This window comes from Actinomadura graeca (genome assembly GCF_019175365.1).
In the GTDB taxonomy this organism is placed as follows: Bacteria; Actinomycetota; Actinomycetes; order Streptosporangiales; family Streptosporangiaceae; genus Spirillospora; species Spirillospora graeca.
On record NZ_CP059572.1, the window covers coordinates 6,082,215 to 6,104,702 of the forward strand.

16 protein-coding genes are annotated in these 22,488 nt (G+C 74.1%); 9 read left to right on the forward strand and 7 right to left on the reverse strand.

Annotated features, from left to right (window positions below):
- Positions 1-25: 25 nt before the first annotated feature.
- Entirely contained in the window at positions 26-3,091 is a 3,066-nt protein-coding gene (locus AGRA3207_RS26995) for a sacsin N-terminal ATP-binding-like domain-containing protein (RefSeq protein WP_231329808.1), read from the forward strand.
- On the opposite strand, the gene AGRA3207_RS27000 is transcribed toward AGRA3207_RS26995, so the two are convergent.
- A complete protein-coding gene (locus AGRA3207_RS27000; RefSeq protein WP_231329809.1) occupies positions 3,088-3,396 on the reverse strand; it encodes a DUF2530 domain-containing protein in 309 nt (102 codons plus the stop codon). The two genes, AGRA3207_RS26995 and AGRA3207_RS27000, sit on opposite strands and share 4 nt — an antisense overlap.
- A 9-nt stretch (positions 3,397-3,405) precedes the next feature.
- Positions 3,406-3,996 carry a TetR/AcrR family transcriptional regulator gene (locus AGRA3207_RS27005; RefSeq protein WP_231329810.1) on the reverse strand — a complete coding sequence of 197 codons (591 nt, stop codon included), beginning with the start codon at positions 3,994-3,996 and terminating at the stop codon, positions 3,406-3,408.
- Between the two features lie 94 nt (positions 3,997-4,090).
- Here AGRA3207_RS27005 and AGRA3207_RS27010 point away from each other — a divergent pair, with 94 nt between their 5' ends.
- The 3 genes from AGRA3207_RS27010 to thpR all read left to right on the forward strand — a co-directional run bounded on the left by AGRA3207_RS27010 (position 4,091) and on the right by thpR (position 6,833).
- Positions 4,091-4,558, forward strand: coding sequence for a MarR family transcriptional regulator (locus AGRA3207_RS27010; protein WP_231336402.1), 468 nt, complete (start codon positions 4,091-4,093; stop codon positions 4,556-4,558).
- 258 nt (positions 4,559-4,816) lie between these two features.
- Positions 4,817-6,049, forward strand: coding sequence for an MFS transporter (locus AGRA3207_RS27015; protein ID WP_231336403.1), 1,233 nt, complete (start codon positions 4,817-4,819; stop codon positions 6,047-6,049).
- Between the two features lie 52 nt (positions 6,050-6,101).
- A complete protein-coding gene (gene thpR, locus AGRA3207_RS27020; protein ID WP_231329811.1) occupies positions 6,102-6,833 on the forward strand; it encodes an RNA 2',3'-cyclic phosphodiesterase in 732 nt (243 codons plus the stop codon).
- Here thpR and AGRA3207_RS27025 read toward each other — a convergent pair.
- The 3 genes from AGRA3207_RS27025 to serC form a co-directional block, all read right to left on the reverse strand.
- On the reverse strand, positions 6,770-8,917 hold the full coding sequence (locus AGRA3207_RS27025) for a hypothetical protein (RefSeq protein ID WP_231329812.1): 2,148 nt from the start codon (positions 8,915-8,917) through the stop codon (positions 6,770-6,772). The genes thpR and AGRA3207_RS27025 overlap by 64 nt on opposite strands.
- Before the next feature lie 86 nt (positions 8,918-9,003).
- A complete protein-coding gene (locus AGRA3207_RS27030; protein ID WP_231329813.1) occupies positions 9,004-10,128 on the reverse strand; it encodes a hypothetical protein in 1,125 nt (374 codons plus the stop codon).
- A gap of 384 nt (positions 10,129-10,512) precedes the next feature.
- Entirely contained in the window at positions 10,513-11,649 is a 1,137-nt protein-coding gene (gene serC / locus AGRA3207_RS27035) for a phosphoserine transaminase (RefSeq protein ID WP_231329814.1), read from the reverse strand.
- 339 nt (positions 11,650-11,988) lie between these two features.
- On the opposite strand from serC, the gene AGRA3207_RS27040 reads away from it, so the two are divergent.
- The gene (locus AGRA3207_RS27040) at positions 11,989-14,859 is read left to right on the forward strand and encodes an ABC transporter substrate-binding protein (RefSeq protein ID WP_231329815.1); all 2,871 of its coding nucleotides are present in this window, start codon (positions 11,989-11,991) and stop codon (positions 14,857-14,859) included.
- A gap of 117 nt (positions 14,860-14,976) precedes the next feature.
- On the opposite strand, the gene AGRA3207_RS27045 is transcribed toward AGRA3207_RS27040, so the two are convergent.
- On the reverse strand, positions 14,977-16,089 hold the full coding sequence (locus tag AGRA3207_RS27045) for a citrate synthase 2 (protein ID WP_231329816.1): 1,113 nt from the start codon (positions 16,087-16,089) through the stop codon (positions 14,977-14,979).
- A 92-nt stretch (positions 16,090-16,181) separates the two neighbouring features.
- Here AGRA3207_RS27045 and pdxH point away from each other — a divergent pair, with 92 nt between their 5' ends.
- Both pdxH and AGRA3207_RS27055 read left to right on the forward strand, forming a co-directional pair.
- Complete coding sequence (pdxH, locus tag AGRA3207_RS27050; protein WP_420830783.1) at positions 16,182-16,901, forward strand: pyridoxamine 5'-phosphate oxidase; 720 nt, start codon at positions 16,182-16,184, stop codon at positions 16,899-16,901.
- Positions 16,898-18,331, forward strand: coding sequence for an MFS transporter (locus AGRA3207_RS27055; RefSeq protein WP_231329818.1), 1,434 nt, complete (start codon positions 16,898-16,900; stop codon positions 18,329-18,331). Before pdxH ends, AGRA3207_RS27055 begins: the two co-directional genes overlap by 4 nt.
- A gap of 30 nt (positions 18,332-18,361) precedes the next feature.
- Here the strand turns inward: AGRA3207_RS27055 and AGRA3207_RS27060 are convergent, their stop codons facing one another.
- Complete coding sequence (locus AGRA3207_RS27060) at positions 18,362-19,117, reverse strand: UdgX family uracil-DNA binding protein (RefSeq protein ID WP_231329819.1); 756 nt, start codon at positions 19,115-19,117, stop codon at positions 18,362-18,364.
- A 100-nt stretch (positions 19,118-19,217) separates the two neighbouring features.
- On the opposite strand from AGRA3207_RS27060, the gene AGRA3207_RS27065 reads away from it, so the two are divergent.
- Entirely contained in the window at positions 19,218-19,919 is a 702-nt protein-coding gene (locus AGRA3207_RS27065) for an iron-dependent transcriptional repressor DtxR (RefSeq protein ID WP_273699945.1), read from the forward strand.
- Between the two features lie 234 nt (positions 19,920-20,153).
- Entirely contained in the window at positions 20,154-22,487 is a 2,334-nt protein-coding gene (locus tag AGRA3207_RS27070; RefSeq protein ID WP_231329820.1) for an ATP-binding SpoIIE family protein phosphatase, read from the forward strand.
- Position 22,488: the final 1 nt, after the last annotated feature.

A 22,488-nucleotide genomic window follows, 5' to 3' on the forward strand; every position in this document is an offset into this window, starting at 1 on the left:
CGCACACGGCGAAGGGTGACACCCGGTGAATGAGACGCCCGACCCGTTCGGCACGCGCGAGCTCCGCGACCGTGTGCTGCGCGCCTGGGCCGAGTCCCCGGCGCGGTTCCGCGAGGACGCCAACACCGAGGAGGACCACGCCCTCGGCGGCTACCGGGACCGCGTCGTGATCGAGCTGGCCCAGAACGCCGCCGACGCCGCGACCCGCGCGGGTGTCCCCGGCCGCCTGCGGCTGACGCTGCGGGACGGGGTGCTGACCGCGGCCAACACCGGGGCGCCGCTGGACGCCTCCGGGGTGGAGGCGCTGTCCACCCTCCGCGCGTCCGCGAAGCGGGACGAGACGGACGCCGTGGGCCGGTTCGGCGTCGGTTTCGCCGCCGTGGTCGCGGTGACCGACGCCCCCGCCATCGCCTCGCGCCGACCCGCCGACCGACCGGGCGAAGGGGTTGGCGACGGCTCTGCCGACGGGCCAGGCGGCGGCGTCGTGGGGGTGGAGTGGTCGCTCGCGCGTGCCCGCGAGCTGGTCCGGGGCATGCCGGGCCTCGCGGACGAGCTGGAGCGGCGCGCCGGGCAGGTCCCGCTGCTGCGGCTGCCGTTCGCCTCGGCCGACCCTCCCGGCGTGCCCGACGGGTTCGACACCGTCGTCCGGCTGCCGCTGCGGGACGCCGCCGTGAACGGGGTGCGGCGGCAGCTCGCCCAGGCCGGTCCCGCGCTGATGCTCGCGCTGCCCGCGCTGGAGGCCGTCGAGATCGACGACGGCGGGACCGTGCGGACGATCACCGCCGAGCGCGGCGCCCCGGACGCCGTCACGATCGACGGGGTCGTGTGGCACACGGCCGAGGCGCACGGCGCGGTCCCGCCGGAGCTCCTCGCCGACCGTCCCACCGAGGAGCGCTCGCGGCCGGTGTGGCAGGTGCGGTGGGCGCTGCCCGAGGGCGGGCTGCCGGACGGGACGCCCGCGGTCGTGCACGCGCCGACACCGAGCGACGAGCCCCTCGACCTGCCCGCCCTGCTCGTCGCCTCGTTCCCGCTCGCGCCGGACCGGCGGCACGTGGCGCCCGGGCCGCTGACCGACTTCCTCGTGGACCAGGCTGCGGCGGCCTACGAGACACTGCTGCGGGTCCGATCCGGCACGCCGCCCCTGCTCGACCTGGTCCCGGGGCCGGTCGGTGCGGGCGAGCTGGACGCGCGGCTGAGGCGCGCCGTCCTGGAGCGCCTGCCCGAGGCGCCGCTCCTGCCGCACCGGACGCGGGGCCGCGACGCGGTGGCGCTGGACGCGCCGCCCGCATTCGTGGACCTGCTCGCCGAAGACGGCGTGCTCCCCGGCCTGCTGCCGCCCGGATGGCCCGCCCGGAGCCCGGCACTGGCCGCCCTCGGCGTCCGCCGCGTCGAGCTCGCGGACGTGATCGACGAGCTGGCCGCTGTGGACCGGGAACCGGCGTGGTGGCACCGGGTGTACGGGACGCTCGCCGGGGCCGCCACAGACGATCTGGGCGCCCTCCCGGTGCCGTTGGCGGACGGAGGGGGCGACGACGACCGTGTCGGTCATGCCGGTCGCGTCGGTCATGCCGGTCGTGTCGTCCGCGGGCCGCGCGGGCTGCTCATCGCCGACGAGGTCGACCCGGCGGGACTGGACGCGCTCGGCCTGCGGTTCGTCCACCCCGGGGCCGTGCATCCGCTGCTGGTCAGGCTCGGCGCGGTCGAGGCGGGCCCGCGCGCCGTCCTCGCCGATCCCGCCGTGCGGGCCGCGGTGGAGGGCTCGTTCCAGGACGAGGATCCGGGCGCGGTCGCCGAGGCCGTCCTCGGGCTCGTCTCCGAGGCGCGGATCGAACCGGGCGAGGAGCCCTGGCTCGCCGACCTGGCGCTTCCGGCGGAGGACGGCGACCTCTACCCGGCCGGGGAGCTGCTCCTGCCCGGAAGCCCTTTGCGCGGCCTCATGGCCGACGACGCGCCGTTCGGTGTCGTGGACGGCGCGACGCTGGAGCGGTGGGGCCCCGGGCCGCTCGCCGCGGCGGGCGTCCTGGACGGCTTCGCCCTCGCACGGGCCGAGGACGTGAACCTGACGGGCGTGGCCGACGACGCCGAGACCCTCGAACTCGACGACGAGGACCGCTGGGCCGACGAGGCGCTCGCCCGGATCGGCCCGCAGGACCTCCCGCCGCTCGTGCCCGAGTTCCAGGCCGTCCGCGACCTGGAGCTCGTCGAGGACTGGACGGCGGCCCTGCGCCTCCTCGCCGGCCCGCCGTGGCGGGCCGCGGTCGTCGAGCCCGCCCACGTGGCCCTGCACGATGGCCGCCGCGTCGCCGTCCCCTCGTACACGGCGTGGTGGCTGGGACGCCATCCCGTGCTGGACGGCCGGAGACCCGGGGAGTTCCGCCTCCCCGGTGACGGCGACGACGCGCTGGACGGCCTCTACGACGCCGCCCCTGACGGGCTCGACGAGCACTTCCTGCTGGCCCTGGGCGTCCGCACGTCCCTGCTCGACCTCCTCGACGAGCCCGGCGGCGCGCAGGAGCTCCTCGACCGTCTCGGCGACCCCGCGCGGACCGTGGCCCGCGCCCAGCTGGGCGGGCTGTGGACGGCCCTGGCCGACGCCCCGGACGCGGCCGTGCAGCCCCCCGACCGCGTGCGGGCGGTCGTCGACGGCGAGGTCGAGGTCGTGGACGCGGCGGACGCCCTCGTCCTGGACGGCCCCGACCTCCTCCCGCTCCTCGCGGGCCAGCCCCTGGTCATCGCCGCGCGAGGACGCGACGCCCGGCTCGCCGAACTGCTCGACCTGCCCCTCGCGAGCGACGAGGTGCCCGGCGTCGTCGGGTCGGCGGGGGAGAAGCGGCCCGTTCCGCAGGCGGCGCGGGCCGTCCTGCCCGGCGCCCCGGCGACCTACCTGGCGCACGAGCGCCTGATCGTGGACGGGCAGGAGCTGTCCTGGTGGGCCGGTGACGGCGAGGTTCACGCGAGCGGCCCCGCCGGTCTCGCCCGGGCCCTCGCCTGGACGACCGGGAACTGGCCGGACCGCCTCCTCCTGGAGGCCGTCCTGCGCGATCCCGGATCACTGCCCGATTTGCAGGCGGAGTCCGACCTGGAGTCTTAGCGCGCCTCGGGCCTGACCGGATCGTCGACGTCACCGGCATCGGCCTCGGCCTTCGGGCCGGTCCCGGCGGAATGCGTCTCCTCCAGCCGGGCGCGCCCGGCCTGCAAGCGCGGGATGTACCACATGCCGAACAGGCCGATCACGATCCCCGCGACGCACACCCACAGCCACCAGCGTTCCCCGGACGGCAGGCCGACGATCAGCAGCACGACCAGCGCCACCGCCCAGGCGGCGGTGCCCGCGGCGGCGATGCGGACGTCGTCGGTCCGCATCGGGGGCGGGTCGGGGAGGCGCGGCCGGCTCATGGGATCAGGTTACGCGGCGCCGCCCGCGGCGGCGGAGTGCGCCCTGGCGCGGGGGAGCCCGCCGATGACCATGGTGATCAGCAGCTCGTAGCTGGTCTCCAGGTCCTCCGGCAGCCCGAACCCCCCCGCCGCCTCCAGGACGGCGAAGCCGTGGACGGCCGAGCGCAGGCAGCGGGCCGCGTGGATCAGCGCCGGCCCCTCCAGGTCGTAGCCGCGCAGTACCGCGAGGATGATGCCGAGGAGCCGTTCCCCGGCGGCGTCGACCCGCCCCAGGGGCTCGGCCGACTGCTCCATGGCGGCGTACCGGGCCGGGTGCTCGACGACGTAGGACCGGTAGGCGCGCATTACGGCGCGCACGGCGTCGTCTCCGGAGCGTCCCAGAGCGGCCTCTCCGAGCCGTGCGGTGAGCTCTTCCATCACCCGGACGGTCATCAGAAGTCGCAACTCGGCGAGGTTACGGACATGCTTATAGAGGGAGGGCGTCGCGACCCCGGCCCGTCCCGCCACCGCGGCCAGCGTGAGGGCACCGGGGCCCTCCGCGTCCACGATGGCGATGGCGGCGTCCACGACCGCGTCCGGCGACAGTCCCGCGCGCGGCACACCAGCCTCCTTAATAGAGATAGCCATCAAGCTAATAAACTTAGCCTCTTCTGTCAAGAAGCGTGCGAGTGCTGGACCTGGGAGAACGATGACGATGACACCGCCACCGGACGGAGGCCGCGCCGCGGCCGCCCCGGGGCTGGCCGAGCAGCTGCGCATCTCGATCGCGCGGCTGTCCCGCCGGCTGCGCACGCTGCGGCCCTCGGCGGGCGACGGCGTCCCGGACCCGCTTCCGCTCACCCAGTTCGCCGCGCTCACGGCCATCGAGCGGCACGGCTCCATGACCCCGCGCGAGCTGGCCGACCACGAGAAGGTGCAGCCGCCCTCGATGACCCGCGTCATCGCCTTCCTGGAGGAGCGCGGCCTGCTCGCGCGCAGCCCGCACCCCACCGACGGGCGGCAGGTCGTCCTCAGCGTGACGGAGGCGGGCGCGACCCTGCTGCGGGACGAGCGTCGCCGCAAGGAGGCGTGGCTCTCGCGCCGGCTCGGGGAGCTGACCGAGGACGAGCGGGAGATCCTCCGCCGGGCCGCCCCGATCATCGACAAGCTCAGCCGTTCCTGACTCCTGGCCGCGTCCAGGCGGCGACATGTCGCTGTTGCCGGAATAGCAGACTGGAGATTATCGTTAGCCTTGGTAATGACTTCTGCTAACGATGGACCTGGGGTAACGGACGGGCCCGCGCCGCGCGGGCCCGTCGGCGTGGCACTCCAGAATCCGGAACCGGACGGCGCGCCGGTGCGGGGCGGAACGGTCCAGGAGGCCGAGGCCGAGGCCGGGGCCGGGGCCGACGTCGAGGACGAAGCCGCCGAAAGCGGCGGGATGTTCCGCTCGCTCCGCAACCGCAACTACCGGCTGTTCACCGCCGGGCAGGTCGTGTCCAACACCGGCACCTGGATGCAGCGCGTCGCGCAGGACTGGCTCGTCCTCGACCTCGCCCACGGCAGCGGCACCGCCCTTGGCATCACCACCGGGCTCCAGTTCCTCCCGCTGCTGCTTTTCGGCCTGTGGGGCGGGGTGATCGCCGACCGCTACCCCAAGCGCCGCGTCCTCATGCTGACGCAGCTGACGATGGGCGCCCTCGCGCTGGTCCTCGGCGTGCTGGCGCTCACCGGCGAGGCCCGGGTGTGGCACGTGTACGTGCTGGCGTTCGGTCTCGGCCTGGCCACCGTCGTGGACAACCCCACGCGGCAGGCGTTCGCCATCGAGATGGTGGGACGCCGTGACCTGCCCAACGCCATCGCGCTGAACAGCGCCAGCTTCAACGGCGCCCGGCTGCTCGGCCCGGCGGTCGCCGGCGTGCTGATCGCCGTCCTCGGCACGGCGCCCGTCTTCCTGGTCAACGCGGCGTCGTTCGGCGCCGTCCTGTTCGGCCTCTACGCGATGCGGACGGACGAGCTGCACCCCGCCGCCCCCGTCAAGCGCGCGCGGGGGCAGCTCCGCGAGGGCCTCCGCTACGTCCGCGGCCGCCGGGACCTGATCATGGTGCTGGTGCTCGTCGGCTTCGTCGCGACGTTCGGCATGAACTTCCAGATGACGACCGCCCTGGTCGCGCGGGAGGTCTTCCACACCGGCGCGTCGTCGTTCGGCCTCGCCTCCAGCATGCTCGCGCTCGGCGCGCTCACCGGCGCGCTGCTGGCCGCGCGGCGCGCGTCCCGGCCGCGGCTGCGGCTGCTGCTGGGGGCCGCGCTGACGTTCGGCGTGCTGGAGGTCGTGACCGGGCTGATGCCGACGTACTGGTCGTTCCTGGCGCTGCTCGTCCCGACCGGCATCGCGCTGATGACGTTCACCACCGCCGCCAACGCGACCATGCAGCTCAGCGTGGCGCCGGAGATGCGCGGCCGGGTCATGGGCCTGTACATGTTCGTCTTCCTCGGGACGAACCCGCTCGGCGCCCCGGCGGTCGGCTGGATGGCCGAGCAGTTCGGGCCGCGGCCCAGCATCGTCCTCGGCGGGCTGGTCGCCGTGCTGACGACCCTCGCGGTGGGGGCGCTGGCCGCCCCCCGGGAGTCGGTACGGACGGTCCTGGCCCCGGTACGCCGTCCATCCGCGTGACAACGGGTGCCCGCTGCTGAAAAGCTGGCCGCGTGGATCTGCGGACATTCCGATGAGGCTTTTTGTGGCGCTCATTCCGCCACCGGGCGTCCTGGACGAGGTCGAGGAGGCCGTCCGCCCGCACCAGGACCTGATACCCGAGCTGAGATGGGTCCGGCGCGAGCTGATCCACGTCACGCTGTCGTTCCTCGGCGACGTCGACGACCGCACCCTCGACCGGTTGCTGCCGCGGCTGGAGCGGGCCGCCGGACGGCATGAGCGGATGTCGCTGTCCCTGGCCGGGGCGGGCGCGTTCCCCGGGAGCGGCGCCCATGCCCGCGTGCTCTGGACGGGCCTGTACGGGGACCGGCGCGCCCTGGCCCGGCTCGCCGCGTCCACCGCCGCCGCCGGGCGCAGGGCGGGCACGCCGCCCGACAAGCACCGCGCGTTCCGGCCGCACCTGACGCTCGCGCGGTCCCGGCGTCCCGTGGACGTCCGGTCGCTCACCGAGTCGCTGTCGGCCTTCGCCTCCACCCCGTGGACGGCCGACGCCGTCCACCTCGTGCGCAGCCACCTGCCCGGCAAGCAGTACAGCCAGGTGACGTACGAGCCGCTGAAGACCTGGTCGCTGCGCGGCTCCGGGCCGGGCACGCGGGGGCCGGGGCCCGGCCAGGGCCCGGGGGACGCGCAGGATCCGGAAAACGCTCAGGATCCGCAGGGCGGTCAGAGTCCGGGGGGCGGTCAGAGTTCGGGGGGCGGAGGCGCGGGACGGTCGGCGTCCGGCGGCCCCCAGGGGACCCCGTAGCGCTCGCACGCGCGCCGCAGCTCGTCCAGATCGGGCGGGAACGTCACCTGCCGCAGCACCCGCCCGGACGGGTTCCACACCACCAGGCGGGGCATCCGCTCGGCGGCCTCGTCGATGCCGACGCCGCCGATGCGGTCGCGCCCCAGGTCCCACTCGACCCGGCCGCGCCTGGTGACGACGGCCAGCCCCGCCGACGACACGCGGAGCTGCGCGCGGTTGCGGTCGTACAGCCAGTAGCCGCCGAGCCCGATCAGCAGCCCGGCGGGCACCGACCAGCTCGCGGTGGCGCTGAAACCGCCCAGCTCGGGACCCAGCCACACCGCGCCGATCAGGGCGACCGCCTGGCAGAGCAGGACGCTCATCCCGTACGTCCCGATCCGGGACCGACGCGTGGCGTCCAGGAGCGTTCCCGGCGCGGTGACCGGCCCGGGCGGCGCGGGCATGGCGACCGCGAACTCGTCGGTGGGGCGCTCGCCGATGGGCGTGGGCGCGCCGTCACGCGCGGCGGGCAGCACGGCGGCCGTCTCCGGCTCTCCCGCCGGGACCTCGGCCTCCGGCGCCGGGACGGCGAGCGGCGACACGGCCGAGTGGAACGCGGCGCTGAGGTAGGCGTCGTACTCGGCGTCGTTCACCGGCAGCCCCGCACGCCGGGCCGCCTCCCGCAGGTCGGTCCGCGAGATCCGCAGCGCCGACAGCGGCGCGGCGAAGAACTCGTCGCCGTCGGAGTCGTAGAGCCGCACCCACGCGTGCCCGCCGATGGTCAGCAGCTCGATGCCGCCGATGCGGTCCTCGGGCATCTTCAGCACGACGTCGCCCGCCGCGTCCGCCCAGCCGAGACCGCCGTCCGCGACGACCAGCCGCCCGCCGGGCACCTGCGCGAAGATCTCCGGCAGGCCCTCCAGTCCGTACTCCGGCCGCCGCGGCGGACGGGCGCCGGGAGTGACCACGCGGTAGCCGTGGTCGTCGAGGGCGTGCGCGAGCTGGAAGCCGTCCAGGCCGTGCGCGGGCAGCCGCGCCAGCAGCTCCAGCCGGTGCCCGAACGCCAGCGCGGCGAGGTCGGCGCCGCGCGGCTCGCCGCTCAGCGGGTCCAGCCGCAGCCCCGGCCCGACGACGACGGCGGCCACGTCCGCGGCCGGCAGGACCTGGAGCCCGCCGCGTCCGGGACGGCCCCGCACGAGCAGGCGGTCCACGGTGATCGTCCAGCGTACCTGCGCGGCGCGCAGCAGCCGCCGCCGCGCCCCGAGGACCCCGGCGATGGCGGCCAGCGCCCAGCAGCCCGCGGCGAGCCTCGCCCCGAACCCGCCCGCGCCCTCCGCGGCGATGCGGGCGACCATGAACGCCCCGAGCAACGCGACGAGCGTCCCGAGGACGGCGATCCGCCGCCGGCTCGGCAGCGGCGCCGGCGTGTCGAGCCGCTGCCCGTTCCCGTCCCGGCCCTGGCCGGTCCCCGGCTCGCGCCCCCCGCCGGGGACGGGCGGCCGGGGCGGCTCGTGGGCGGCGGCGAGGAGCGCCGCCTCCTGGTCGAGCAGGCGTTTCTCGGCCGCGTGGTCGCGGGGCAGCGGCCCGCCCGCCGGGACGTCGGCGTCCAGGCCGCCGCCGCGCAGCGCCTCGTCCAGCGCCGGGTCGAGCAGGTCGGACGCCTCGCCGTCCAGCACGTGCATCGGGATGCCGAGCCGGCGCGCCGTCACGAACAGCGCGAGCGGCTCCAGCCCCATCGACGTCGTCCCGCCCACGGCGGTGCGCCCGAACCGGTGGAACACCGTCAGCGTCCCGTCGCCGGTGGTGAGCGCCAGCCCGTCGATCCGGGACCGCTCGTAGCGGACCATGCCGGACCCGCCCGGCCCGATCCGTTCGAGCCCGTCGGCCGACAGCCGCCAGTACGGGCGGGGACGCCGCCGCCGCGCCTCCGGGGCCGCGCCCAGCAGCCACGGGATCGCCGCGACCGCGCCGATCAGCGTCGCCCAGAGCCAGACCGGCCGGATCGGCAGCAGCGCGAGCGCCACCGCCAGGAGGGCGAACGGCCCGGCGGCGACCGGACGCCACCGCCCGCCGGGACCCGCGAGGCCCACCAGCTCATGCTCCACAGTCCGCATCCTCACATGTGTCCCCTCGGGACCGTCCCCTCGTTTCGCGATCTGTCAGCACTCGGAACGCTCTTGCAGCGCGCCGGTCAGGTCCCCCTGCCCCGTCGGCCGCGGACGAGCCCGAAGCAGACCGCGCCGGCGATGGCGAGGGCGAGGAACAGCCCCGTCCGGACGGTGCCCGAGGCGGGGTGCTCCCTCTCCGCGCCGTCCTTGCCCGCGGCCTCGGCCCCTGGTGAGGCCGCCTGCGACGGCCTCGCCTGGGCGGGCACCGGGATCTCGTACACCGGCTGGTTCCGCCCCTCCGAACCGGCCAGGAACGACCGGCCGTCGGCGGTGTAGGTGATGGACTCGCCCTGGCCCTGGAAGGGCACCGACACCGACCGGATCGACTTGCCGGGTCTGCCTTCTTCGTCGACCGAGTAGAGACGGGCGCCGAAGTAGGTGCGGATGACGCAGGTCCGCCCATCGGGGGCGAACGCGCCGTCCGTCGCCATCGCGGGCGCCCCGCCGATCTTGCGCAGCTTGTTGGTGCCGTCGGGGCTCAGCCGCGCGGGTCCCTCGTAGAGCGCGCCGGAGAACAGCTTGCTGGCGATGTAGAGCCGGTTCGTCCGCGGGTTGATCATCACGGTCTCGGCGTTGCGGGGGCCGTCGGCGTACTTCAGCCGGAACCGCGTCGCCTCGATGCTCTGCGTGCGCAGCTGCGCGGGCTCGGGGATCCGGTAGAGGGTGACGTAGGGCCAGGCGCCGCCGAGGTTGTCGCCGATGTCGGCCACGAAGATCGCGGGACGGCCCTGCTCGTCCTTGCCGAGCGCCATGCCCTCCCAGTCGCGCGCGCCCGCGCCGGCCAGCGTGAGGACGGCGCGGACCCCGCCGTTCGGGCCGAGCGCGTAGACCTTCGGGACGCCCCCGGAGTCGTTGTGGGTGTAGACGATGCCGGGGTGCCGCCGGCTGGCGGCGAGCCCGCTGGACTCGGTGATCCGCGGGTCGGCGATCGTGAAGGCGACCTTGGGGGCGCCTGCGCCCGCCGACGCCGCCTCCGGAGCGGACCGTGATGCCGATGCCGATGCCGATGCCGGTACCGAGGCCGGTACCGAGGCCGAGGCGGTCGCGGTCGCGGTCCCGGTCGCCGGGAGGGCCGCGGCGGCGCCGAGGAGGGCGAGCGCGGCAGTGGCCCGGACGGCGCGTCCCCGCCGGAACGGACGCATTGACATGTCCTGCCCTTCCCCGTTCCGTGCCCCGATGGGCGTCCGTGGCCCCGCACCGTGCCGCGGAGGCCGGCCGGGGGCGGACCCGGCGATCACGCGGGCCCGGGGCGGGGCTCGGCGATGCCGTCCACGTCAGCGGCGCCGTTCAACTCAGCAGCGCACCGACGACCACGGCCAGGACGAGCGCGGTCAGCACGGTGGGAAGCAGCCATTGGGGCGCACGGTTCACGCATCGAGCTTATGCGGCTCGCCGCACGGCCGGGACCGTGCCTCCATGATCTGCACGTCATCCGGCATGTCGGTGATGCCGGCTCCGGCCCGCCGTGCGCCCGTGGGCCCTGGTGCGCCGACGCCCCGGGGAGCGCGTTCCCCGGGGCGCGCGGTGCCGTGCTAGAGGCGTTCCACTACGTGGTCGACGCAGGCGGTGAGGGCCTCGACGTCGGACGGGTCGATCGCCGGGAACATGCCGATGCGCAGCTGGTTGCGGCCCAGCTTGCGGTAGGGCTCGGTGTCGACGATGCCGTTGGCGCGCAGCACCTTCGCCACCGCCGACGCGTCCACCTCGTCGGCGAAGTCGATGGTGCCGACGACCTGGGACCGCTGCGCCGGGTCGGTCACGAACGGCGTCGTGTAGGAGGTCTTCTCCGCCCAGGTGTAGAGCCGCTGGGACGAGTCGGTGGTGCGCGACGTCGTCCAGGCGAGCCCGCCCTGCCCGTTCATCCAGTCGATCTGCTCGGCGAGCAGCAGCAGCGTGGCCACGGCCGGGGTGTTGTACGTCTGGTCCTTGGCGGAGTTGTCGACGACCGTCTTGAGGTTGAAGAACTCCGGGACGTACCGGTCGGACGAGGCGATCTCGTCGATCCGCGCGAGTGCGGCCGGCGAGGCGAGCGCGACCCAGAGGCCGCCGTCCGCGGCGAAGCACTTCTGCGGCGCGAAGTAGTACACGTCGGTCTCGGCGATGTCCACGGGCAGGCCGCCCGCGCCGGACGTGGCGTCCACGAGCACGAGCCCCTCGGCGGCGGTCGTGCCGGCCGGGCGCCGGATCGGCATCGCGACGCCGGTCGAGGTCTCGTTGTGGGTGAGGGCGTACACGTCGACGTCCTCCTCGGCGGACGCCTCGGGGTGCGTGCCGGGCGGGCTGTCGATGACGGTCGGGTTCCCCAGCCACGGCGCGCCCGTGGTGACCTTCGCGAACTTGCTGGAGAACTCGCCGAACGTCAGGTGCTGCGACCGCTGCCGGACGAGGCCGAAGGCCGCGGCGTCCCAGAACGCGGTCGTGCCGCCGTTGCTGAGCAGGACCTCGTACCCCTCGGGGAGCGAGAACAGCTGGGCCAGCCCTTCGCGGACGCGGCCGACCACGGATTTCACCGGCTTCTGCCGGTGCGAGGTGCCCATGTAGGCCGAGCCGGACTCCGCGAGCGCGGCGAGCTGTTCGGGACGCACCTTGGACGGACCGCACCCGAAGCGGCCGTCGGCGGGCTTGATGTCGGCGGGAATGTCAATGGCTGGATTCGCGCTGTCGGTCACTCGCAGTAGGCTACTTGACCTGCGGGGAAGATCGTGGGCGGGGTTCACATCCCGAGACGCCCCGGTCCGGTCGGTGCCGCGGGCGCGGGTCCCTCACCCGCCCTCTATCGGCGCCGCCGGACGCCCCGGACGCCCGGACGGCCATCGCCGCGAGCGCGGCCGTGCAGACACCCGCGATCACGGCCAATGATGACAAAGTGGCCGATTTCCGTCCGGCCGCCGGTGAATCCCGGACGGTTTCGATCCTTTTACGGTTTGGCCGCGTCCAACGTCCGCGAGGGTGTGAGGCCCAGAAAGCGGTGAGCCCGGGGAGACGAGAGCGAAGGTGAGGCGTTTCGCATGACCGGCGACAGGGTCCTGAGCGAGGATCGGCTGCGCGGAGTGCTCGACCTGTTCGAACGCCTGCGGGAGCGCCCGCCCCGCAGGCGGCGGCAGCGGCTGCGGCCGCTGCTCATGCTCCTCGGGCCGGCCGACCACACCTCCCATGTGGCCGGGCTGTTCCAGAAGCGCTGCGAGGCCGAGCGGGCGCCGGTCTCCCACATCGCCGCCGACACCCTCGCCACCGACGTCTCCGGCGTCCTGCGCGAGGCGAAGCGGGAGCTGTCCCAGCCGAGCAGCCACCCCCGCGGCGAGCCGTCGCCGCGGTTCCCGCTGCTGGAGATGGCGTTATGGCTGCGCGACCTGCGCGAGATCCGGCTCGCCGGGGACGGGCGGCCGCCGCCGCAGGGCGCCTCGCCCGCCGAGCGCGAGAACCACCAGCTCGTGCGCCGGGTCACCCACCCGCCGGTCGGCGACAACGAGAACGCCCGCCGCCGCGAGCTGAACCGGGTCATCCGGCGCCGCGGCCGCGACGTCCTGCGGGACCTGGAGGACGGTCCGCGCGGCAGGGCCGCGACCTTCCTGGCCTTCCTGGAGCAGATCGCCCCGATCGGCGTCGCGGTGGTCGCCCTGGTCAGCGCCGGGACGGCGGCGGCCGTGGACCTGGTGTGGGCGGTGTTCGCGGCGGTCATCGGGCTGGCGTTCGTGACCGTGCAGATCCTCGCGCGGACCCGCGGCTGGTACGGCGTCCGCCGGTTCGGCTGGTTCCTGCGCCAGCCCTACCTCGGACGCGACTCCACCGGCTTCCTCGGGTTCGCGCTCGGCGTCTTCGACGCCCGCCCCGTCGAGGCCGACGACCACCGGGAGCAGCTCGACCTGCTGCTCATCGCCGCGTTCCTGGAGGACCTGCGCCGCAACTACCACCGGGACGTGCGCAGGGCCGCGTGGGCGCGGGTCCGCCACCCGGTGCTGATCTTCGAGCACGTCACCGCCGGGCACGTCGGCGTCCGGTTCCTGGAACTGCTCGAACGCGTGCGGCGCGACAACCAGGACGAGAGCGGCCTGCCCGACGTGGACCCGCTGGTCGTCACCGTCGGGGTGGACCCGGCCGCGCCCGCCGGGGACGGCCCGTCCGCGCCGCCCGGCGCCCGCCTCGTGGACCGGCTCGCCCGGGAGTTCCGCGTCGACCTGTCGCAGGGCGCCGCCGAGAACGCCGTCGCCGCCCGCGGGCTGTGGGACCGGTACCGGCGCGAGCAGGCCCGCGTCAGCGCCCTCGGCGCGCGGCGCGAACTGCGCGTGGACATCACCCGCGACCCCGGAGGGGACCTGCCGCCGGTACGGGCGGGCCGCGGCCGTCCGTGGCTGGCGCACCCCGCGCTGCCCTGGATCGCGATGATCGTGGTGGCGGCGTCGTCGGTCACGGCGGTGAGCGTCGCCTCCCTCCGGTACTGCTCGGCCTTCCAGATCAGGCGCACCGGGTCCGGCGAGTGCGTCGGCATCACCGACGGGTCCTTCAGGTTCGACGAGGCGGGCGCCGGCGAGCACGGGCCCAACCGGCTCTCGCCCGTCCTCGCGCGGCTGAAGGACCAGAACGACGCGGTCGCGCGCTCGGGCAAGCCGCACGCGACGATCGTCTACATCGGTCCCGTCACCGCCGACCCCGCCATCAAGAACCGGCAGCTGGACCTGCTCGCCGGCGCGCAGGGCGAGCTGCTCGGGCTCGCGATGGCGCAGGCGGAGTTCAACGGCGGCAGCCAGAACCTGCGGCTGAGGGTCCTGGTGGCGAACGCGGGCGCCAAGTTCCAGCACGGCCACGAGATCGCCGAGCGGATCCGGAGGCTGGCGCTGAAGGACCGCTCGATCGTCGCGGTCGTCGGGTTCGAGCAGAGCAGGCTGGAGACGCAGGACGCCATCAAGGTGCTGTCGAAGTCGGCGCTGCCCATGGTCGGCACGGCCAACAGCTACAACGGGACGGGGCTGCTCGACCGGGGGGCGGGCTACTCGCCGTACTACTTCCGGCTGGCGCCGCCCAACTCGCGTCTCGCCCAGCACGCCGCCTACTGGGCGCGGGAGGGACGTGTCGGGGGCAGGCCCGGCCGGACGGTGGACGTCATCTACAGCGCCGATTCCCACGACCTCTACAGCGCCGACCTGGCCGAGTCGTTCGCACGGGAGTTCGGCCGCGGCGACGTCCTCGTCCGCAAGTACGACAGCCCGGGAGATCTCGACAGGACCGTCCACGAGCTGTGCCAGAAGCCGCCCGACCTCTTCTACTACGCGGGACGGTCCGACGAGTTCCGCTCCTTCGCCTACGTCCTCCAGCACACCTGCCCCAGCGGGCAGGTCATCCTCGCCGACGACGAGATCGCCAAGTACGTCGCCGACAACGCCCCGGAGATCGGGCACGTCGCCACCTTCCGGCTCTACTACATGCCCCTGGCGGCCCGTGAGGCGTGGACGCCGCCGTGGGTGGGCAGCGCCAGGAACGTGTTCTTCAACAGCTATCCCGGGGCCGTCGAGTCGATGTTCGGCAAGAGCCCCTCGCGGGACCACCGCCCGTCCGAGGTCAGGGCCGCCGTCAGCTACGACGCCGCCTCGATGATCGCCTACGTGGCGAACCAGGTCTTCACCGAGCAGGCCGCGGCGCCGACGGCGGGCGGCGTCTTCGCCGCGCTCGACGACCCCGGCAAGGGCGCGCTGTGGAAGGGGGCGAGCGGTGTCCTGCGGTTCACCGGCCGGGCCCAGGGCCATCAGGTGATCGACAAGCCCGTGCTGCTGGCGACCGTGGGCGCGGACGGGAGGGTCCATGTCGAGGAGGTCTGCGGCACGCTCGTCCAGACCGGGCAGGCGAGAGGGCACTGCCCGCCGGGCGCGTGGGGGCGCCTGAAATGAGGGCGGCCGGAGGGGGGACGGGCAAGGCCCCCGGCAGGTGGTGCCGGGGGCCTTCGGCGCGGTCGCGCGATCGGAGGGGCGGAGGGTGGAGGGCTGGAGGGTGGAGGGGCGGAGGGGTCAGCCGGCGTGCCGCTTGAGGACCTCCGCGGCACCGTCGACGTCCTCGATGGAGCGGCTGCCGGGGCCGGTGTACCGCGCGCTCGGCCGGACGAGGCGGCCGGTGCGCTTCTGCTCCAGGATGTGCGCGGCCCATCCGGCGGTGCGGCCGCAGGTGAACATCGCGGGCATCATCGCGGTCGGGACCTCGGCGAAGTCCAGGATGACCGCGGCCCAGAACTCGACGTTGGTCTCGATCGGGCGGTCCGGGCGGCGCTCGCGCAGCTCGGCGAGCGCGGCGTCCTCCAGGGCCTTGGCGGCCTCGAAGCGCGGCGCGTGCAGCTCCTGCGCGGTGCGGCGCAGCACGCGGGCGCGCGGGTCCTCGGCCCGGTAGACGCGGTGGCCGAAGCCCATCAGCCGGTCGCCGGAGTCGAGGATGTCGGTGACGACCTTGCGCGCGTCGCCGATCCGCTCGACCTTCTCGATCATCGGCAGGACGCGGGCCGGGGCGCCGCCGTGCAGCGGCCCCGACATGGCGCCGATCGCGCCGGAGACGCTGGCCGCGACGTCCGCCCCCGTGGAGGCGATCACCCGGGCGGTGAAGGTGGAGGCGTTCAGGCCGTGCTCGGCGGCGGAGACCCAGTACGCGTCGATGGCCTGGACGTGTTTCGGGTCCGGCTCACCGCGCCATCGGATCATGAACCGCTCGGTGATGGTCCTGGCCTCGTTGATGCGCTCCTGCGGCACCATCGGCACGCCGATGCCGCGGGCCGACTGGGCGACGAACGACAGCGCCGTCGCCGACACCCGGGCGAGGTCGGAGCGGGCCTGGTCGTCGGAGATGTCGAGAAGGGGGCGCATCCCGTACGCGGGGGCCAGCGTGGGAAGGGCGCTCTGGACGTCCACCCGCACGTCGCCGGAGGTGACCGGCAGGACGTGGGGGTCGGCCGGGGCGAGTCCCGGGTCGAAGCTGTCGTCCACGAGGAGGCCCCAGGCGTCGCCGAAGGAGACCTGGCCGACGAGCTCCTCGATGTCCACGCCGCGGTAGCGGAGGGCGCCGCCCTCCTTGTCCGGTTCGGCGATCTCGGTCTCGAAGGCCACGACCCCCTCGAGGCCGGGTTTGAAGTCGGACATGTCGTCCTGCCTTTCGTCCCCAGGAGTGATAAGGCGGTGCCGTGCCATTGAACCCTGTCCGCCTTACCGAGCAGTACCCAGGTCCCTGTGAGATGCACAAAGCCCAGGTGAGAGGCTCAGACGCTGTGGATTCCCCAACGCCCGATCCTGCACGGCTCCGCAGATCCTACGAGGGGGGCGAGCTGGCCGAACCGGCGCTCCCCGCCGATCCCCTCGCGCTGTTCGCCGCATGGTTCGCCGACGTGCACGCCTCCGGCCTGGCCGAGCCGAACGCGATGGTCCTCGCGACCGCGTCCGCCGACGGGGTCCCCAGCGCCCGGACCGTCCTGCTGAAGGGATACGGCCCACGGGGGTTCCGGTTCTTCACCAACCTGACGTCCGACAAGGGCCGCGACCTCGCCGGGAACCCCCGCGCGGCCCTCGTGTTCCCTTGGCACGCCATGTACCGGCAGGTGCGTGTCGCCGGGCCCGTCCTGGAACTTCCGCGGGAGGAGTCGGCGGCCTACTTCCGGACGCGTCCGTACGGTTCGCGGATCGGGGCGTGGGCCAGCGAGCACCAGTCGGGCGTCATCGAGGGGCGCGAGCCGCTGGAGCGCCGCTACGCGGAGCTGGCCGGACGCTGGCCCGAGGCGCCGGGGGAGGGCCACGACGAGGTGCCGCTGCCGGACTTCTGGGGCGGCTTCCGCGTCGTCCCCGAGACGATCGAGTTCTGGCAGGGACGGCGGGACCGGCTGCACGACCGCATCCGCTACCACCGCCCGGCAACCCCGGACGCATCCGGTGAATGGGACATTGTCAGACTGTCTCCGTGACGTCGGAACAGCAGCCAACCCCCACCCACGGTCCTGACAGCGACGGCTCGCCCCCCACCGACGACCCCACCGCCATCGACGACCCCACCGCCATCGACGGCCGCGACGACACCGGCGCCATCGACGGCCGCGACGACACCGACGACACCGACGGCCCCGACGCCGCCGGGAAGCCGTCGCCCACCGGCGGCGGAATGCTGCGCCGCATGGCCATCGACACCCGGCCGCTCCGCCATGCCTCCTTCCGGCGGCTCTGGCTCGGGCAGGGCGTGTCGTTCATCGGGTTCCAGGTCACCTCCGTGGCCGTGCCCGTCCAGGTGTACGACATGACCGGGTCGTCGTTCTGGGTCGGCGTGCTCGGGCTGGTCAACCTCGTCCCGCTGATCGTGTTCGGGCTGTGGGGCGGCGCCGTGGCCGACCACATGGACCGCCGCCGGCTGCTGCTCGTCTCGTCCTGCGTCACCTGGGCGTCCACGCTGATCCTCCTCGTCCAGGCGCTCGCCGGCCTGGACAGCCTCGGGCTGATCATGGCGGTGGTCGCGCTCCAGGCGGTCGGGTTCGCGGTGTCCTCGCCGACCCGCAGCGCGATCATCCCCCGGCTGATCGACCGGCCATTGGTCTCGGCCGCCAACACGCTGAACTTCACCGTCAGCATGGTCGGGGGGCTGGCCGGGCCCCTGTTCGCCGGGGTGATCCTCGCCCACGGCGGCTACGCCGCCGCCTACGGGCTGGACGCGCTGCTGTTCACCGTCGGGCTGTACGCGGCGATGCGCCTGCCCGCGATCCCTCCGCTCGGCGACGTCGCCGGGGCGCCCGGCGTGCGCGCGGTGCTCGACGGCCTGCGCTACCTCGGCACCCAGCCGGTGCTGATGATGTCCTTCCTCGTGGACATCATCGCGATGGGCGTGGCGATGCCCCGCGCGCTGTTCCCCGAGCTGGCCGACACCCGGTTCGGCGGGGGCGGCGCCGTCGGCTGGCTGTTCGCCTCCATCGCGATCGGCGCGGTCATCGGCGGGCTCATCTCCGGCTGGATCGGACGGGTGCGCCGCCAGGGCGTCGCGCTGATGGTCTCGATCGTCGTGTGGGGCCTCGCGGTGGCGGCCGCCGGCCTGGCCCACCAGCTCTGGCTCGCCGTCGCGCTGCTGGCCCTCGGCGGCGGCGCCGACCTGGTCTCGGCCGTCTTCCGCCAGACCATGCTCCAGACCTACGCGCCGGACGAGATGCGCGGTCGCCTCCAGGGCGTGTTCACCGTCGTCGTGGCGGGCGGCCCGAGGCTCGGCGACCTGCGCGCCGGGGCGACCGCCAGCGTGGTCGGCGCCACCGCGTCCTGGGTGGGAGGGGGCATCGCCTGCGCCGTCCTGGTCGTGATCGCGTCGCTGGCCGTCCCGGCGTTCCTCCGCTACGACACCAGGACGGCCACGTCCGCCTGAACCGGCCCGCCCGTCCCGGGGCGGGGCGCCTCAGAGCGCGCGGGCGACCGTCGTGAGGTCGTCGACGAGACCCGCGTACATGGCGTCGCGATCTTCGGCGCGCAGGACGGCGGACGGATGGATCGTCGCGAGGAGCCGCGCGCGGGACTCGTCCCGGCCGCCCTCGTCCGCGCTGTCGCCCGCGCCGCCGTCGTCCTGGCCGCCGTCCAGGGCGTTGTCGATCTCCCGGGCGGCGGCAGGGGTGCCGAGCGCGTCCAGGTGGGGGAGGGGCAGCAGCCGCCCGCGCTGCTTGGTCACCCGGAACGAGGAACCCAGCAGAGCCTTGCCCGCCGTCGCGCCGAGGACGACGACCACCTCAGGCTCCAGGATCCGCAGTTCCGCCAGCAGCCACGGACGGCAGGCGCGCATCTCGCCCGCGTTCGGCGTCTCGTGGATGCGCCGCTTGCCGCCGCCCTCCTGGCGCTTGAACTTGAAATGCTTGACGGCGTTGGTCACGTACGCCTCGCCGCGCTCGATGCCCGCCTCCTCCAGGGCCCGGTCGAGGAGACGTCCGGCCGGGCCGACGAACGGGGCGCCCTGGCGGTCCTCCTGATCGCCGGGTTGCTCGCCGACGAGCACGACACGGGCGCCCGGCGAGCCCTCCCCGAAGACGGTCTGGGTGGCGTTCCGGTAGAGATCGCACCCGCGGCAGCCGGCGGCGGCGTGGCGCAATGTGGACAGATTGGAGCGATCTTCCGCATCGGCGGGAAGGAAGAATCGGGCGTCCTGGGAAGATTTCGCGGTCATCGTGTGTTCCCTTCTACCCGCCGTACATGGGATATTCACCGGCCCGGGCGCCGAGGGGGTCGAGCAAGTAGACTCCTGCGCATAATGACTGGAGGGAGCTGTGACCTCACACGGCCTGATCGATACCACGGAGATGTACCTCCGGACGGTTTTCGAGCTCGAAGAGGAGGGAATCATCCCCCTTCGCGCGCGCATCGCCGAGCGGCTCTCCCAGAGTGGCCCGACGGTGAGCCAGACGGTCGCGCGCATGGAGCGCGACGGGCTGCTGCGGGTCGAGGGTGACCGGCACCTCGAACTGACCGATAGCGGCCGCGGCCTCGCGACCCGCGTCATGCGCAAGCACCGCCTCGCGGAGTGCCTGCTGGTCAACGTGATCGGCCTGCCCTGGGAGGACGTCCACATCGAGGCGTGCCGCTGGGAGCATGTGATGTCGGAGGAGGTCGAGCGCCGCCTGGTCGCGCTGCTCGACAACCCCACCACGTGCCCGCACGGCAATCCCATCCCCGGCTTGGACGAACTGGGCGGACACGGGGACGACAGCGTCTCCGCGCCGCTGTCGGTGATGACCGCGGTGGCGAGCCCCGGCGGCGCGGCCGCCGTGGTCCGGCGGATCAGCGAGCAGGTGCAGAGTGACAGTGACCTGATGCTTAGACTCAAGCAGATAGGGATACAACCGGGACGAGAGGTGACTCTTCGGGCGACCGATGACGGGGTGCGGGTGACCTGTGACGACGAGGCCGACAGTTCGGACACGGAACTGCCGCGCGGCATCGCCGAGCACGTGTTCGTCAGCAGGCGCTGACCCGGCAAGCGTGCCGTCCCCCGCCTCCCCTTCGCCGGTCTATACCGAAGATCTCCATACGTTCGCGCCTTGCGGGCGTATCCCGGCGGCGGGTTCGTCGTTCAATACGACGGAAGAGGTACGCGCGGCACCCGCGCCGCGACGCCCGGTGATCCATGGGCCGGGCGTCGTCAGGTGGCCGCACGGAGATGGAGTGGTCACCGGCGGGGCCGCAACTGCTACCGGGATGGGGAGATGAATCGTTGGGGGGACGCCTCTTTCGAGGCGCATCTGCCACCCGAGACCGTCCTGAACCAGATGGAGATGGCGGTCATCGTCTGCGACCGCTTCAGCAACGTCATCTACGGCAACGCGTTCGCACGGCAGCTCTTCGGCTTCGGCGGCGACGAGGTCATCGGCCACTCGATCCTGTCGCTGGGCATCGCCGAGGAGGACCACGAGCAGGCCACCGAGCTGGCCAAGCACGTCCTCAAGGGCGGTGTCTGGGAGGGGACGTTCTGCAACCTGCGCGGTGACGGCACCACCGTGTACACGCGCGCGCACGCCGTCCCCTTGCGGCACCCGTCCGGCGCCGTGGACGGGGTCGTCATCTTCGCGCGGGAGGCCCTGCGCTCCAACCAGCGCGACCAGGAGCGGTACGGGCTGATGGAGCGGATCGGCGAGCGGCTCGCCGGATCCCTGGAGGTGGAGAGCACGCTGCGGAGCGTCGCCGACACCCTCGTCCCGCAGTTCGCCGACCACTGTTTCATCGACCTGTTCAGCGGCGACCGGCTCTACCGGCGGGTGTCCCGGCACGCGGGCGGCTGGGAGCCGCCGCCCGGCACCTGGGCCGAGGTCGGCGAGCCCGTCTCCTACCCGCCCGGGCACTTCAGCGCCAAGGCGATGGCGCGCCGCGACGCCGTCCTCGTCGAGGACATGATCCAGCACCGGTTCGCGGCCCCGAGCGAGGAGTCCCGGCGGCTCGGCGACGCGATGGGCATCACCTCGGTGATCTCGGCGCCGCTGCTGGTGCGGGGCGAGCTGCTCGGCGTGATGAGCCTGGCCCTGTCGAACCTGTCCAAGCGGCCCGACCCGCACTACGACAGCTTCGACCGCGACCTGCTCGGCGCGATCGCCAGCCGCGTCGCGCTCGCCGTCGACAACGCGCTGCTGTTCGAGGAGGAGCGCGAGACCGCCCTCGCCTTCCAGAAGCACCTGCTGCCCGGCGACCGCCCGCCCCACCTGGACGGCCTCCAGATCGCCTGGCGGTACGAGCCCGCCCGGCCGCTGGAGTCGCACGGGCACGGCATCCAGACCCAGGTCGGCGGCGACTGGTACGACGTGATCCCGCTGTCGGCGGGCCGCGTCGGCCTCGTCATCGGCGACGTCGAGGGCCGGGGCGCCCGCGCCGCCGCGGTGATGGGCCAGCTCCGCGCCGCCCTGCGCGCCTTCGCCCAGGACGACAAGCCGCCCGCCGACATCCTCCGCAAGCTGGACGAATGGGTCCGCACGATGACCCGTCCCGAGCGGATGCGGTCCGGCTGGAACAGCGACGACCTCGTCCGCCCGCCGCTGGTGTCGTGCACCTACTTCGTGTACGACGCGTGGTCGCGCGTCCTGGAGTTCGCCAACGCCGGGCACGACCCGCCGCTGCTGGTGGTGGACGGCCGCGTCGAGGAGCTGTCGTTCGAGAGCGAGGGCGCGATGCTCGGCGTCCGCGGGCCGGGCATGGGCGGCGAGATCCTCTACAACGAGGAGACGTCCGTGCTCAAGCCGGGCGCGACGCTCGTCCTCTACACCGACGGGCTCATCGACCGGCGCCCCAAGGACGACGGCGACTACTACACGCGCGAGGAGTCCCGCGAGATGGTCCGCGCGGCCGTCGAGGCGGTCGCGCGCGGCGGGGTCGAGGCGATCGCCAACGCCGCCTACGAGGCCGTGCCGGGCGATATCGACGACGACGTCGCCATCGTGGTGATCCGCACCGCCCCCGACGAGCTGGCCGTCGAGGAGCGCACCTTCCCCGCCGAGCCGATCATGGTGTCGGAGGCGCGGCGGATGGCCGCCGACGCGTTCGCGTCCTGGGGAATGCTGGACGAGCAGGCCGAGCTGGCCTGCCTGCTGGTGTCCGAGGTCGTCACGAACGTCGTCCTGCACGCGACCGCGACGCCCGCCCCGCGCCGCGAGATGGTCGTCCCGGTGCCCGCCGGGTCCCCCGGGCGCGGCGGCGAGCCGCTGAGCGCGCCCCCGCCCGTCCAGTTCAACGCCACCGAGTTCACCCCCGGCGCCTTCGAGGCCGGTGCCTTCGACGGCGGCGCCTTCGACGAGGACGACTGGGACCTCGGCGCCGACCTCGGCCGGCGGGAGCCGCCCACCAAGGAGTTCCGGCTCCGGCTGCGCCGCGGCGCCGACGCCATCTGGGTCGAGGTGTTCGACTCCGACATGCGGCTGCCGCGCATCCGCAGCGCCGGTGAGACCGACGAGGGCGGCCGCGGCCTCTACCTGGTCGACCAGCTCGCGACACGCTGGGGCGCCCGGCCCACGTCGGCGGGCAAGGCCGTCTGGTTCGAGCTCCCCCTCACCCCGTAGC